General features: G+C 52.3%; 13 protein-coding genes and 1 tRNA gene. 11 read left to right on the forward strand and 3 right to left on the reverse strand.

Features of this window, described 5'->3' with window-relative positions; genetic code table 11:
• Positions 1-1,833: 1,833 nt before the first annotated feature.
• Complete coding sequence (locus QZ554_RS02315) at positions 1,834-2,106, reverse strand: DUF5053 domain-containing protein (protein WP_297194027.1); 273 nt, start codon at positions 2,104-2,106, stop codon at positions 1,834-1,836.
• Positions 2,107-2,318: 212 nt separating this feature from the next.
• Between QZ554_RS02315 and QZ554_RS02320 the strand changes: the two genes are divergently transcribed.
• The 5 genes from QZ554_RS02320 to QZ554_RS02340 all read left to right on the forward strand — a co-directional run bounded on the left by QZ554_RS02320 (position 2,319) and on the right by QZ554_RS02340 (position 7,404).
• Positions 2,319-3,872, forward strand: coding sequence for a bifunctional response regulator/alkaline phosphatase family protein (locus tag QZ554_RS02320; protein ID WP_297194029.1), 1,554 nt, complete (start codon positions 2,319-2,321; stop codon positions 3,870-3,872).
• A gap of 36 nt (positions 3,873-3,908) precedes the next feature.
• Positions 3,909-4,547, forward strand: a complete 639-nt coding sequence (locus QZ554_RS02325; RefSeq protein WP_297194031.1) for an HAD family phosphatase — start codon at positions 3,909-3,911, stop codon at positions 4,545-4,547.
• 57 nt (positions 4,548-4,604) lie between these two features.
• Entirely contained in the window at positions 4,605-5,351 is a 747-nt protein-coding gene (gene gpmA, locus QZ554_RS02330; protein ID WP_297194033.1) for a 2,3-diphosphoglycerate-dependent phosphoglycerate mutase, read from the forward strand.
• 196 nt (positions 5,352-5,547) lie between these two features.
• On the forward strand, positions 5,548-6,846 hold the full coding sequence (locus QZ554_RS02335) for a Na+/H+ antiporter NhaC family protein (protein WP_297194035.1): 1,299 nt from the start codon (positions 5,548-5,550) through the stop codon (positions 6,844-6,846).
• A gap of 6 nt (positions 6,847-6,852) precedes the next feature.
• Complete coding sequence (locus QZ554_RS02340; protein ID WP_297194037.1) at positions 6,853-7,404, forward strand: GNAT family N-acetyltransferase; 552 nt, start codon at positions 6,853-6,855, stop codon at positions 7,402-7,404.
• Between the two features lie 241 nt (positions 7,405-7,645).
• On the opposite strand, the gene QZ554_RS02345 is transcribed toward QZ554_RS02340, so the two are convergent.
• A tRNA-Lys gene (locus QZ554_RS02345) sits at positions 7,646-7,718 on the reverse strand.
• Positions 7,719-8,502: 784 nt separating this feature from the next.
• On the opposite strand from QZ554_RS02345, the gene QZ554_RS02350 reads away from it, so the two are divergent.
• From QZ554_RS02350 to QZ554_RS02375, 6 genes are read left to right on the forward strand one after another with little or no spacing between them, the layout of a single operon-like run.
• Positions 8,503-8,730, forward strand: a complete 228-nt coding sequence (locus QZ554_RS02350; protein ID WP_297194038.1) for a 4Fe-4S binding protein — start codon at positions 8,503-8,505, stop codon at positions 8,728-8,730.
• A 42-nt stretch (positions 8,731-8,772) separates the two neighbouring features.
• The gene (locus QZ554_RS02355) at positions 8,773-9,858 is read left to right on the forward strand and encodes a 3-methyl-2-oxobutanoate dehydrogenase subunit VorB (RefSeq protein WP_297194040.1); all 1,086 of its coding nucleotides are present in this window, start codon (positions 8,773-8,775) and stop codon (positions 9,856-9,858) included.
• Between the two features lies 1 nt (position 9,859).
• Positions 9,860-10,066: a hypothetical protein gene (locus tag QZ554_RS02360; RefSeq protein ID WP_297194042.1), complete on the forward strand. Its 207-nt coding sequence runs from the start codon at positions 9,860-9,862 to the stop codon at positions 10,064-10,066.
• A gap of 14 nt (positions 10,067-10,080) precedes the next feature.
• Complete coding sequence (locus QZ554_RS02365) at positions 10,081-10,854, forward strand: thiamine pyrophosphate-dependent enzyme (RefSeq protein WP_297194044.1); 774 nt, start codon at positions 10,081-10,083, stop codon at positions 10,852-10,854.
• Positions 10,855-10,879: 25 nt separating this feature from the next.
• Complete coding sequence (locus QZ554_RS02370; protein ID WP_297194046.1) at positions 10,880-11,431, forward strand: 2-oxoacid:acceptor oxidoreductase family protein; 552 nt, start codon at positions 10,880-10,882, stop codon at positions 11,429-11,431.
• A gap of 39 nt (positions 11,432-11,470) precedes the next feature.
• Positions 11,471-12,508, forward strand: a complete 1,038-nt coding sequence (locus QZ554_RS02375) for a branched-chain amino acid aminotransferase (RefSeq protein ID WP_297194048.1) — start codon at positions 11,471-11,473, stop codon at positions 12,506-12,508.
• A 107-nt stretch (positions 12,509-12,615) separates the two neighbouring features.
• On the opposite strand, the gene QZ554_RS02380 is transcribed toward QZ554_RS02375, so the two are convergent.
• Positions 12,616-13,842: a glycosyltransferase N-terminal domain-containing protein gene (locus QZ554_RS02380; protein WP_297194050.1), complete on the reverse strand. Its 1,227-nt coding sequence runs from the start codon at positions 13,840-13,842 to the stop codon at positions 12,616-12,618.
• Positions 13,843-13,851 lie beyond the last annotated feature (9 nt).

The following is a 13,851-nucleotide window of genomic DNA, read 5'->3' on the forward strand; positions in this document are numbered from 1 at the left end:
ATTAAGGAGGGTTGGGATCGAAGAGCCTTAGAGGATAACTCTAAAAAAGAGCTGGATAGTCATCTCAACAAGCTCTTCGACAGCACCCTTGTTATTCTGTTCTACTTGTATAACCTACTCCATTTTCTCAAGCTCACAAAAGGAGAGTCAGAGTTCGCATGACTTCAGAGCCCCTTGATAGAAGTTAATATGATCTTGTTTCTTTCCAATTAGCACGTCACAAGGAGCTCGGGGTACAAGATCCTCTGCATCGCCATGATGTGGTCATATATCTTGACGTAACGCTCTGGAGGATAGTCCTACCCCCTGATGTGGTAGGTATAATAAACACCCTCAGATACGGTTTGTTGATCAGACTTTAGTTCTTCTTCGTAGTGCTGATTTATGTTCTATTCCTTCCTTTTAGGATCTGCAATGCCCCCTTGAGCTGAGCCAGATAGCCTCTCACTCTACCTTTTTGCCTCGACTTCCTCACTTACCTTTCTGTGCTTGTAGGCTCACTTCTGATTGACATGGGATAGCACTCTGCCTAGTTCGGTTAGGCTCAGCATCACTTAGCTGTAACAGTTCAAGCTCGTAGCTTTTAAAAGTTTAGCAGGGGGTAGCCTAAAGACCTAAAGAGCTTCATTGGGGATGACCTATGCTCATAATGGTCCTTCTTCAGGCTCCTAGTCATAGCTAGTGTTGATTCAATACCCTTGCGGATACTGCGAGCCATTGCACGTATCCTATTCATGCAGATAGCCTCACCTCTTGTGAACTTCTTGGCACCATCAGAGGAAAGGGGGACGATATTACTATCTATCCCTAGGCTACTCTGCCCTCCTATTTTCATTCAGGATGATTAGACACCACCCTATAGCCCCAATTCTGGAGTCAAGACCAAGTATTTTCTTCTTAATTGCTCTTCTCGATCCAGTCGGTTTATCAATGTTTTGCTTAGCTCTATAGGACTACTTTGGAGTGCTAATCATAAACATAGATTACTCCACCGTAAAAACATCCCAAGTGGGGACGTCGAACCTCATCTTTTGTATCCAGATACCAGTACTAGAGGTCTCCAGATTATGCAAGCTAAGTTACAGACATCCTAACTGAGAAGAAAAAGTAGCCCCATCCCTAGAGCTAATGCACAATCTCTTTTAGGATTCTCCACTCTTTGACTCCCTTTCTGGCCTATTTTATATCCAAGGGTGTCTTAGATGTATCTCTGGAGTTCCTAGCGTTAACCGAGGAAGATCGGCATACGAGAGCCCTATCGGGGACATACCTAGAGCGAGGTTGTGTACACGCGTGTACACAGTTGTATACACGCAGGTATACTGTTGTGTACACACGTGTATACCTTACCCTCCTAGGTAGTAGGTATACTCTTGGTAAGTTTACACCTAGGACACAGATGCTACTATACTCTGTGTAGACACCTCGACCACTTTGTCCTCGACCTCTAGAGACTTCATCCTCAACCCTAAGCCCCAAGGAGGAGCTATAAATCTCTATTAAGATACATGGACAAACACACCCAACAGAGTATGTGGTGATTAGCAACTTCCTCTACACACAGAGCCGTATCTTCATTCACCTCGCAGGTTGTGATTAGTGTCCGGTTCCGTTCCTTCGTGTCGCTCGACTAACCTTAACGACCCATGTCGTTGCCTGCATTCATTCGCTGCACCATCCCGATATACCCATGTTCACTCGCAAGGGTTGAGCCCTCAAGTATGTCTACTACTTCCGCAAGGCTACCTAAGCCGATATAGGCCACACTAGCGAGATTGATTCGCTGGTGTGGCCTATATCAGCTTAGATGGTTCTTTATTTAGACTAAGAACTCTACCCCTCTGATAGAGCATCTGCACTACGCCTTATTCTATCGGACAGGTCGTAGAGTGCCCCCTTGAGCTCTGCCAGCTCCTGCTCTGTGAAGCCAGCGTTGTGCCCTCCGTATATACCTTCCATCTTGTGGTAGATCCACGAGGAAGACCTACCGAAGTATCTACGAGCTAGGCTACGCCATGATATATCTAGGAGGATGTCCCCCATTTTCTGCTTTACGGTGGGCCGGTCTGCTGCCCTTAGCTCCATACTCTTTACCGTGTTATCCATTGTGTCTATCATTGTATGTTAGTTAAACTCCAGCGTAAAGCTAGTATAAAGCTTCACCCTAGACAAGCGATACGTCTACTGCTATTGCTGACGACATAGCAAGAGCCTAGGGAGCAATGAGACATTTCGTAGGGACTATTCCTGCGAATCATGTATCTTAGTGGGGCAATTGCTTCGTTATAACACTAAATGTTTTTCCCTTTCGACGCAGAATGAGTACAAATAAGGTATATCAAATCCTATGGGCAGACGATGAGATCGACCTGCTCAAGCCCCACATCCTCTTCCTACAAGACAAGGGCTACGAAGTAACCCCCGTCCTCAGTGGCAATGATGCCATTGACGCCGTACAGAATCAGAGCTTTGACCTAATCTTCCTCGATGAGCACATGCCTGGACTGACGGGACTCGACACACTACAGCGCATCAAGGAGCTACGTCCCTTCGTCCCCATTGTCATGGTCACCAAGAGTGAGGAGGAGGAGCTTATGAACCAAGCGATTGGAGGTAAGATCGCAGACTATCTGATCAAGCCTGTGAACCCCAATCAGCTACTCCTCTCGCTGAAGAAGAACCTCCACCAGAGTAGTATCATCAGCGAAGCCACGACGATGAACTACCGTCAGGAGTTCGCACAGCTAAGCGCACAGATGAGCGACCGCCTCAGCCTAGAGGAATGGAAGGAGCTCTATCGGCGCCTCGTGCACTGGGAGATAGAGCTAGAGCATGGGGACGCACAGATGCGTGAGCTCCTAGATATGCAGAAGGCAGAGGCTGGAAGACTCTTCTGTCGCTTCATCGCCAAGAACTACGAGGGCTGGATACGTGAGCCTGCTACCCGCCCCGTGATGAGCCCCGACCTCTTCAAGACCAAGGTCTTCCCTCTACTGGATGCAGGGGAGAAGGTATTCTTCATCCTCATCGATAACTTCCGCTACGATCAGTGGGAGACCGTCAAGGGGATGCTCAGCGAATTCTACACCTTCGAGGAGGATCTCTACCTCTCGATCCTCCCCACAGCCACGCAGTACGCTCGTAATGCCATCTTCTCAGGGCTGATGCCACTAGATATAGCGAAGATGTTCCCCGACCTATGGGTGGATGAGGAGAGCGAGGAGGGGAAGAACCTCAACGAAGAGCCTATGATCCAGACCCTCCTACAGCGCTATCGCAAGAACTACCCCTTCTCCTACAACAAGGTCTACGAAGCACGCTTCGGGGAGCGTCTCCTCTCGGGGCTCAATGGTCTGAAGCAGTTCCCCCTGAACGTCATCGTGCTGAACTTCGTCGATATGCTCTCTCATGCACGTACTGAGAGCAAGATGATCCGCGAGCTAGCGAATACAGAGGCGGCCTACCGCTCGCTGACCAAGAGTTGGTTCCGTCACTCGACGACCTACAACCTCTTCAAGCACATCTCCGAGATGGGCTATCGAGTCGTGCTCACTACCGACCACGGCACCATACGGGTCAATACCCCAGTGAAGATCATCGGAGATAAGAATACCAATACTAACCTCCGCTACAAGGTCGGCAAGTCCCTATCCTACAATCCCAAGGAGGTCTATGAGGTCAGTGTCCCAGCGAAGATCGGGCTCCCCCAGGTGAACCTCTCCGATAAGTATGTCTTCAGCTACAACGACGACTTCTTTGCCTACCCCAATAACTACAACTACTACGTGCAGTATTACAAGGATACCTTCCAGCACGGAGGGATCTCGATGGAGGAGATGCTCATCCCTCTGATCACGATGCAGCCCAAGTAGTCAGCGACGTAAGATTACTCATATTCCCCTATTTAGATGATAAGAAACATCGTACTAGACCTCGGTGGAGTGCTCTTTACCCTTGATCGGGAGGAGGCACTTCGCCGCTTCGATGCACTTGGTGTGCCGGACGTCGAGAAGATGCTCGACCCCTACCTACAGAGTGGCTACTTTCTCCAGGTGGAGGATGGTCGGATGACCGAGCCTGAGTTCAGAGCTGCCCTCAGTGCCTCCGCTGGACGGGAGCTCACCTATGACGAGATCGCCCACGCCTACTTCGGCTTCCTGCGCTCTGTCGATACCTATAAGTTTGACTTCATCGATGAGGAGCTGAAGGACTACCGCATCTTCATCCTCTCCAATACGAACCCCTACGTGATGGACTTCTGTGAGAGTGATCGGTTCCTCCCCTCGGGGCGCCCTCTCTCCTCCTTCTGCGTGAAGAAGTTCGCCTCCTGCGAGATGGGGCTAGTGAAGCCTGACCGCCGGATCTTCGAGCGCATGATTAGCGAAGGAGAGATGAAGCCCGAAGAGACCCTCTTCCTCGATGATGGGCCTGCAAACGTAGCGATGGCAGCAGAGTTCGGCATCCACACCTACTGCCCTAAGAATGGTGAGGACTGGCGTGAACCCGTCCGCCAACTTCTCAGAGAGCTCAATGCCCAACAAGCGTAATTGACTATCTTTGCCCCAGTATTGATGTAACTTAATCAACGTAATACAAGAATAATTATGAAGAGAATCGTACTCATACGCCATGGTGAGAGCGTATGGAACAAGGAAAACCGCTTCACTGGCTGGACCAACGTAGACCTCTCAGAGAAGGGTGTAGAAGAAGCAAAGAAGGCTGGTGCGCTCCTCAAGGAGAACGGCTTCCACTTCACCAAGGCCTATACCTCTTACCTCAAGCGTGCCATCAAGACCCTCAATCAGATCCTCGACGTCATGGATCTCGACTGGATCCCTGTCTCCAAGAGCTGGCGCCTCAACGAGAAGCACTACGGTATGCTTCAGGGGCTGAACAAGGCTGAGACGGCAGAGAAGTATGGCGATGCTCAGGTGAAGATCTGGCGTCGTAGCTACGATGTCCCTCCCACTCCACTAGAGGCTACGGACGCTCGTGCTCCACAGGCTGACCCTCGCTATGCAGGTGTCGTCCCTGCTTACCTACCTCTGACTGAGGCTCTCTGCCATACGGTCGCTCGTACACTCCCCTACTGGGAGGGTGAGATCTTCCCCTCGCTCATGGAGCACGATGATGTCCTAGTAGCTGCTCACGGTAATAGTCTACGTGGTATCATCAAGGTACTCAAGGGCATCTCTGACGAAGGTATCATTGAGCTGAACCTCCCCACGGCAGTACCCTATGTCTTCGAGTTCGATGATAACCTCAACCTCGTCAAGGACTACTTCCTCGGTGATCCAGAGGAGATCAAGAAGCTCATGGAGGCTGTAGCTAACCAAGGCAAGAAGGCCTAAGGCTCCACTCCATATACGGCAAACGCCCCAAGGCTCAGCACTGAGCCTTGGGGCGTTTTAGTTTAGTTTACGTACCTTTGCGACTCACTCATTCACGCTCCTAGCTCCATATAGGAGCAGAGGGCTCTTGGGCTAGGCAGTGATGCCCTCCCGTATCGACCACCTCCTTCATTCTTACTTGAGTATTAGCACGTATATGCAGCAGACCGCTACCCCTACCCGTCGTCCTAGTTGGTTTGGACTGACCCCACTAGTCGTCTTCCTCCTGGTATATCTCGTCGCCTCGATCGTCTCGGGGGACTTCTACAAGATGCCTATTGCTGTGGCCTTCCTCGTGGCCTCGGGCTACGCTGTGGCGATCACCCGAGGTCTCGGGCTGATGGAACGTATCCAGCAGTTCTCCCGAGGAGCAGCCGATACCAATATCCTGATGATGATCTGGATCTTCATCCTCGCTGGTGCCTTCGCAGGAGGAGCTAAGAGTGTCGGTGCTGTCACAGCTACGGTGGATGTGATCCTGAGTGTCCTACCAGCCTCTATGCTCCTACCTGGGCTCTTCATAGCCTCCTGCTTCATCTCCCTCTCCATCGGGACGAGTGTCGGGACACTTGTCGCTCTAGCCTCCATAGCACTAGGGATAGCTGAGAGCCTCGGTGTGTCAGATGCCTATGTGGTCGCTATCGTGGCTAGTGGAGCCTTCTTCGGAGACAACCTCTCCTTCATCTCTGATACGACGATCGCTGCTACTCGCACGCAGGGGTGTGGGATGCGGGACAAGTTTAAGGTAAACTTCAGCATTGTCTTCCCTGCTGCTCTTATTGCACTCGGGATCTACCTCGTACGAGGGTTTGATCTACCTGCTACGCCTAGAGAGATGACGCAGCCTGCCTGGCTGATGATCCCCTACTGCCTCGTCCTACTGGCAGCAGTAGGCGGGCTGAATGTCCTACTCGTCCTGATTATCGGGATCGTATCGAGTGGTCTACTCGTCTTTGCCTTGGAAGATGTCACGGTGTGGGACTGGACGAAGGCTCTAGGCGAAGGGATCGGAGGAATGGGGGAGCTCATCACCGTCACGCTACTAGCGGGAGGGATGCTGGAGCTCATACGCTATAATGGTGGGATAGACTACCTACTAGAGAAGCTCACCCGTCATATCAGTGGCAAGCGTGGTGCGGAGCTCGCCATAGCAGCCCTCGTCTCGCTGGCTAACCTCTGTACGGCCAACAACACTATAGCTATCCTCACCACGGGCAAGGTAGCCCGAGAGATCACCGACAAGTATCAGCTCGACCCACGCAAGTCGGCGAGCATCCTGGATACCTTCTCCTGCTTCATTCAGGGCATCATCCCCTACGGTGCTCAGCTCCTGCTAGCAGCGAGCCTTACGGGACTTTCCCCGATCGAGATCATTCCCTATCTTTACTACACCTTTATCATGGGCGGGATGGCACTGCTTGCTATCCTCCTGCGTTACCCACGTAGATATTCTTGATACACTATGGCACAGCTAGAGCTAGCTGCACTGACCTGGGGCAATGAGCCCCCTGCGCACCTAAGGCTCATCTACGAAGAGTCCTTCCCTATCGAGGAGCGTCGTCCTTGGGGACAGCTCTTCGGCATGAGCCAGTGGGAGCATATCGCTTGGCTTATCCGTCTGGATGAGACTCCTATCGGCTTTGCTGTCGGATGGGAACTTCCCTCGGCACATTACTTTGAATACCTCGTCATCGATCCCGCCTATCGAGGACAAGGACTGGGAGCTAAGGTCATCGAGATGCTCAGCTACAAGTACGATGATGAGTATCCAGTCGTACTCGAATGCGAGCCTGCTGGCTATAGCCCGATGGCAGAGCGAAGGCTAGCCTTCTATGCACGTATGGGGCTTCATCCTCTACCCTTCGACTACCTACAGCCACCCTATGGCGAGGGCTTGCCTTGGGTAGACCTTCACCTACTATCGAATAGAGCTATCGAGCACCCCTCCTTCGCTCAGATACGAGACGAGATCTATCGCTACGTCTACAAGGTATCCTCTGCTATCGAAAGCTAGGACACTCCCCTAGGGCATAATATACTTCCCGTAGGTTACATTCATAAAGGGAGCTAGTCAAGCCTATCCCAACAGCTTTACCACAAAGCGCTCCCCCCACCCAAAGAGCAGAATGCCCACCCTGACTACCTCTGTAGTCGGGGTCGGCATTTCTCTTATGATCCATGCTTGTGGTCTCGATCCATAGAGACCAGCCATCAGCATAAAAGAAAAGCGGTTACCTCACGGTAACCGCTTTCGGTGAATCGCCTGGGGTTCGAACCCAGGACCCCATCCTTAAAAGGGATGTGCTCTGCCAACTGAGCTAGCGATTCGACCTAAGTAAGCACTCTTACCCAAACGGGCTCTACCCAATAAAGAGCAGATGAAATGCGGTGCAAAATTAGCGATTTATTTTGAGAAAGCAAGAGCCTAGTGACAGAAGGTTAGGGTCGACGCATAAAATTCTCCCAGTGCGAGAGCAGTGTCGTCAAGGAGCATACACCGAAGATAGAAATATCTATGTCCTAGTATAGATATGCCAAGCGAATACCTACTACCTAGGAGGGGTGAGTATACACATGTGTACACAACTGTATACCCACGTGTACACTACTGTATACACGCGTGTACACTACCTCGCTCTAAGTATATCCTCTGTAGGTCTCGCTTGTATATCTGTTTCTTGGGGATAATACGTAGGAGCTCTAGGTATGGGGGCTCTCTGGAATATGAAATGATATCCCCGAAGATCCAAAGGCTGGAGTGTGCGAGAGAGATCATGCGTCAGCCCTAACAGATAGATGACCTTCCCACACCTACATAGGGTAGGAAAAACCTTAGCTGAACAAGGCTACAGTCCACCCCCAAGAAGCTGTATGGCAGGAACCTACCTAGAGAAAGGAAAAGCTAAATGGAAGTGCAAAGGCTGGCATATCGACCAGATGAGGAGAGACACTAAGTACAGAGAATATGCGCAATAGCAATTATTTGGTATATTTGAGGTGTCAATCCCCCTAGTTGGGTACACAGGGTGAGTAACACACCCCCTCCCCTGAAAGAGCATAACCTAGCCAGAGGGAAAGACACGACACAAACGATTTACAACACATTGGAACGATGGCTAAAACAAGAGGAACAATCGTCGTAGACACAGAGCGCTGTAAAGGTTGTGATCTGTGTGTTGTGGCCTGTCCAACCGACGTCATTGAGCTCCATCCCATGGATGTGAACAACAAAGGCTACCACTACGCACGACTGAAGAACGACAACGACTGTATCGGCTGTACCAGCTGTGGGCTCGTATGCCCCGATGGGTGCATCAGCGTCTACAAGTGGAAAGAGTGAACGAACCCCTAAGTACATCACTGACACACAACAGCATCCACTATGGCAGAAGAAATCAAACTCATGAAGGGCAATGAAGCGATCGCCCATGCTGCTATCCGAGCAGGAGTCGATGGCTACTTTGGCTACCCGATCACCCCACAGTCTGAGGTCCTAGAGACCCTCACCGAGGAGCATCCCTGGGATACCACGGGGATGGTCGTCCTACAAGCAGAGAGCGAAGTAGCTGCTATCAACATGGTCTATGCAGGCGCTGGCTGCGGCAAGCGTGTCATGACCTCATCCTCCTCCCCAGGTATGAGCCTCAAGCAGGAGGGGATCAGCTACATCGCAGGAGCAGAGCTCCCCTGTCTACTCGTCAACGTAATGCGCGGAGGACCAGGTCTAGGCACCATCCAGCCTAGCCAGGCTGACTACTTCCAGACCGTCAAGGGTGGAGGACATGGTGACTACCGCCTCATCACCCTCGCCCCCAACTCCGTGCAGGAGATGGCGGACTTCGTCCCACTGGGCTTCGAGCTCGCCTTTAAGTATCGCAACCCTGCTATCATCCTAGCCGATGGGATCATCGGGCAGATGATGGAGAAGGTACGTCTCCCTGAGTTTACTCCACGACGCACCGAGGATGAGGTCCGTGCCGAGTGCCCCTGGGCTACCCTAGGGCGTAAGGGCGGACGCAAGCCCAATATCATCACCTCTCTGGAGCTCGAGTCCTCCATCATGGAGCACAACAACGAGCGCTTCCAAGCCAAGTACAAGCTCATCGAAGAGAATGAGGTACGCTTCGAAGAGATCCAGACCGAGGACGCAGACTATATCCTAGTGGCCTTCGGCTCCTCTGCCCGTATCTGTCAGAAGGCCGTAGAGCAGGCTCGTGCTGAGGGACTCCGTGTAGGACTTCTCCGCCCGATCACCCTCTGGCCTTTCCCCAAGGCTGCTATCCAAAAGCACTGTAGCCACACTAAGGGCTTCCTCGTGGCAGAGCTTAATGCAGGGCAGATGGTAGAGGATGTACGCCTAGCCGTCAATGGTCAGATACCAGTAGAGCACTACGGCCGTATGGGTGGGATGCTCTTCTCTCCAAGTGAAATCCTTGAGAACCTAAAGAAACTACTCATCGAAAAGTGATATGAATAGACCCAGTAGCCGTCGCAAGCAAGACCGCATAGACCTAGCCCTACAGGTATGGTTCTTCATCCTAGCGATAGGATCGATTGTGGCCTTCTTCGCCTGTAGAGATACCAACCCGAGACTCTTCCAGAGCCTAGGCCTAGCAGCCATCGTCGTGCGTGTACTCTACTATCTGAAGCAACTGGTCTTTACTAAGAAGGGATAGCCCCACTATACACTATGGCACCAACATCTAATATAAAAGATCATATCAAGCCCGAGAACTTGGTCTATGCCAAGCCCTCCCTAATGAATGATACGATGATGCACTACTGCCCAGGCTGTAGCCACGGGGTCGTGCATAAGCTAGTCGCTGAGACGATAGCAGAGATGGGAATGGAGGAATCGACGATCGGCATCGCTCCTGTGGGCTGCGCCGTCTTCGCCTACAAGTTCATCGACGTAGACTGGCAGGAGGCTGCACACGGACGTGCTCCAGCCCTCGCCTCGGCAGTCAAGCGACTCAACCCCGACAAGATGGTCTTCACCTATCAGGGTGATGGTGACCTCGCCGCTATCGGTACAGCAGAGACGATCCATGCCTGCAATAGAGGTGAGAATATCGTGATCGTCTTCATCAACAATGGTATCTATGGTATGACCGGAGGACAGATGGCCCCCACGACCCTCATCGGGATGAAGACCGCTACCTCCCCTCAGGGACGTAACACCGAGCTCAACGGATATCCACTGAAGATCTCGTCCCTACTCGCTCTACTAGACGGCACCTGCTACGTCACCCGTCAGTCTGTACATACAGCAGGTGCAGTAATGAAGGCTAAGAAAGCGCTTCGCAAGGCCTTCCAGAACGCTATGGATCGCCGAGGCACCTCCGTCGTAGAGATCGTCTCCACCTGTAATACGGGGTGGAAGATGTCTCCCGATGAGGCCAACAAGTGGATGGCAGAGCACATGTTCGCAGAGTATCCACTAGGTGACCTGAAGAACGTCTAACTCCCACTCTAATACACCTACTACTATGACCTGCGAACTAGTAATAGCCGGCTTCGGGGGGCAGGGCGTCCTCTCGATGGGTAAGATCCTCGCCTACTCTGGGCTCATGGAAGATAAGAACGTCAGCTGGATGCCCTCTTATGGCCCTGAGCAACGAGGTGGGACTGCCAACGTCACCGTGATCATCAGTGACGAGGCCGTCAGCTCTCCTCTCGTCAACGAGTATGACGTCGTCATCGCCCTCAACCAACCCTCAGTCGATAAGTTTACCCCTCGTGTCAAGCCCGGTGGTATCCTCATCTACGACACCAATGGTGTGACCCACATCCCCGAACGTGAGGATATCAAGATCTACGAAGTCCCAGCGACAGACGAAGCGAACAACATGGGTAATGCCAAGGTCTTCAACATGCTCATCCTCGGGGCAACTCTATCGGTACATCCGATGCTCCCCCTCGATAGCATCCGCAAGGGACTAGAGAAGTCTCTGCCCGAGCGTCACCACAAGCTCATCCCTATGAACATGCAGGCTCTGGAGCGTGGCGGAGAGATCATCCGTCAGCATACGGGGCACTAAGATTTATATACACACCAATTTAAGAAACTAACGTATAGTATGGAACCACAAGAAGAGCTCCTAGACTGGAAGAGTCTCGGCTTCGGCTACATCCCTACCGACTACAACGTACGCTGCTACTGGCGCAATGGCCAATGGGGCGAATGGGAGATCTCCTCATCCGACATGATCACCATCCCTATGGCAGCCACCTGCCTACACTATGGGCAGGAGTCCTTCGAGGGACTCAAGGCCTTCCGTGGGAAGGATGGCAAGGTACGTGTCTTCCGCCCCGAGGAGAACGCCCAGCGTATGCAGCAGACTAGCCGAGGGATCCTCATGCCTGAGCTACCGACAGAGCGTTTCCTAGAGGCTATCGACATGATGCTTCGACTAAACAAGCGGTTCATCCCTCCCTATGAGAGTGGTGCTTCGCTCTACATCCGTCCCCTCATGATCGGTCTAGGGAAGCAGGTCGGGGTCAAGCCCTCTAACGAGTATATGTTCCTCATGTTCGTCACCCCAGTGGGTGCCTACTTCAAGGAAGGCTTCCGCCCCACTCCAATGGCGATCATGCGAGGCTATGACCGAGCAGCACCCCTAGGTACTGGTACCTACAAGGTCGGGGGTAACTATGCTGCCAGCCTACGCTCTGGTGAGATAGCTCACTCTATGGGCTACTCCGCTGTGATCTACCTCGATGCCAAGGAGAAGCTCTACATCGACGAGTGCGGGCCAGCCAACTTCTTCGGTATACGAGACAATACGTATATTACCCCAGAGAGCACCTCTATCCTACCCTCTATCACCAACAAGAGTCTCATGCAGCTAGCCGAAGACCTCGGTCTACGTGTGGAGCGTCGTCCCGTACACGTCGAGGAGCTAGAGACCTTCGAGGAAGCAGGAGCCTGTGGCACAGCCGCTGTAATTAGCCCGATCGAGCGTGTCGATGACCTAGACCTCAAGAAGAGCTATATCATCAGCAAGGATGGTAAGCCCGGTCCACTATCGATCAAGCTCTATGAACGTCTACGTGCTATCCAGTACGGCGACTATCCCGACACCCACGGCTGGGTACACATCTACGAAGATCTCTAGTGAGATCGACTGAAGATGCCCCCATCAAGGGCAAAAAGGAAGGCGACACACTCCATATCTAGGAGTGTGTCGCCTTCCTTTTCATAGTCTCTTATATCTCGGGAGGTCTATCCCTCAGGAAAGAGAGCACCGAGTATTGTCTTCGTCGCCCCTCGCTGTGTAGCAAAGTAGGCTTCGGAGCGGGCTGCTAGAGCCTTGGTTTCCTCTTCACAATCAAAGCGTACAATGAACTCGGCCAGTTCCTCCTGCGAATGCAGGACAAAGCCGACCTCCTGAGCACAGAGCTCTCTTACCTCCCGATGCTTATGTATCTCGGGGCCGAAGAAGACGGGTATCCCATAGACTGCAGCCTCTAGAGTATTATGGACACTCTTCCCAAAGCCCCCACCGACATAAGCATATCGCCCGTATCGATAGATCGAGGAGAGCAGACCGAAGCAGTCTATGATCAGACAGTCGTAGGGGCTAGTCACACGACCTGCTTTGACCTCAGTATAGCGAGCAAAGCGACGCTTGAGCTTGGCCTCAATGGCACGTAGGTGCTCCTCATGAATCTCATGAGGGGCAATGATGAGTTTAAAGTCAGAGGGAGCTTCGTTGAAGTATGGGATAAGTAGCTCCTCATCCTCTGGCCACGAACTTCCCGCAACGAGGACTCGCCCCTCTAGGCAAGCAGCCTCCGGGATATCCTTTGCCTCCTCTGCAATCTCGATCACACGATCGAAGCGTGTATCCCCCGTCACACTCACAGCCTTGATACCATGCTCTGCCAAGAGACTCCTAGAGGACTCATCCTGAACGAAGAGATGCTTGAAGAGTCTGAGAAGACGCAGATACCATCCCCCCCATGGGCGGAAGAATAACTGCTCCCTACGGAAGATCGCCGAGACTAAGTAGGTAGGAATCCCACGCTTGGCCAGTGCATAGAGCATAGTTGGCCAGAAGTCATACTTGACGATGACCACCAGTGAAGGATGAGCCAGCTCAAGGAAGCGATCTACCGAAGGCTGACGATCTGAGGGAAGGTAGACGACCACATCTGCCCCAGCATAGTCATGCCGCACGGTGTAGCCAGAGGGACTAAAGAAGGAGAGGAGGATCTGATACTCGGGATGTGTACGACGTAGCGCCTCGATCAACGGACGCCCCTGCTCAAACTCACCTAGCGAAGAGGCATGAAACCATGCCACGGGACGCTGAGGATCTAGCTTGCCTAGACGCTCAGGCGTAGCACGCCGTCCCTCGACGATCAGTCGAGCCTTCGGATTGAAAGTGGAAGCTAGATGGAGTGCCGCAGAGGCAAGAATGCCAGCAAAGCTATAGAGTGGATTCATCGATAGCAC

The sequence above is a fragment of the uncultured Porphyromonas sp. genome, assembly GCF_915070105.1.
Taxonomy (GTDB): Bacteria; Bacteroidota; Bacteroidia; order Bacteroidales; family Porphyromonadaceae; genus Porphyromonas.

Excerpts from the sequence above, each read along its gene's own strand:
- QZ554_RS02315 (WP_297194027.1), bottom strand. The coding sequence starts at position 2,106 with ATGGATAACACGGTAAAGAGTATGGAGCTAAGGGCAGCAGACCGGCCC.
- QZ554_RS02320 (WP_297194029.1), top strand. The coding sequence starts at position 2,319 with ATGAGTACAAATAAGGTATATCAAATCCTATGGGCAGACGATGAGATC.
- QZ554_RS02325 (WP_297194031.1), top strand. The coding sequence starts at position 3,909 with ATGATAAGAAACATCGTACTAGACCTCGGTGGAGTGCTCTTTACCCTT.
- gpmA (WP_297194033.1), top strand. The coding sequence starts at position 4,605 with ATGAAGAGAATCGTACTCATACGCCATGGTGAGAGCGTATGGAACAAG.
- QZ554_RS02335 (WP_297194035.1), top strand. The coding sequence starts at position 5,548 with ATGCAGCAGACCGCTACCCCTACCCGTCGTCCTAGTTGGTTTGGACTG.
- QZ554_RS02340 (WP_297194037.1), top strand. The coding sequence starts at position 6,853 with ATGGCACAGCTAGAGCTAGCTGCACTGACCTGGGGCAATGAGCCCCCT.
- QZ554_RS02350 (WP_297194038.1), top strand. The coding sequence starts at position 8,503 with ATGGCTAAAACAAGAGGAACAATCGTCGTAGACACAGAGCGCTGTAAA.
- QZ554_RS02355 (WP_297194040.1), top strand. The coding sequence starts at position 8,773 with ATGGCAGAAGAAATCAAACTCATGAAGGGCAATGAAGCGATCGCCCAT.
- QZ554_RS02360 (WP_297194042.1), top strand. The coding sequence starts at position 9,860 with ATGAATAGACCCAGTAGCCGTCGCAAGCAAGACCGCATAGACCTAGCC.
- QZ554_RS02365 (WP_297194044.1), top strand. The coding sequence starts at position 10,081 with ATGGCACCAACATCTAATATAAAAGATCATATCAAGCCCGAGAACTTG.
- QZ554_RS02370 (WP_297194046.1), top strand. The coding sequence starts at position 10,880 with ATGACCTGCGAACTAGTAATAGCCGGCTTCGGGGGGCAGGGCGTCCTC.
- QZ554_RS02375 (WP_297194048.1), top strand. The coding sequence starts at position 11,471 with ATGGAACCACAAGAAGAGCTCCTAGACTGGAAGAGTCTCGGCTTCGGC.
- QZ554_RS02380 (WP_297194050.1), bottom strand. The coding sequence starts at position 13,842 with ATGAATCCACTCTATAGCTTTGCTGGCATTCTTGCCTCTGCGGCACTC.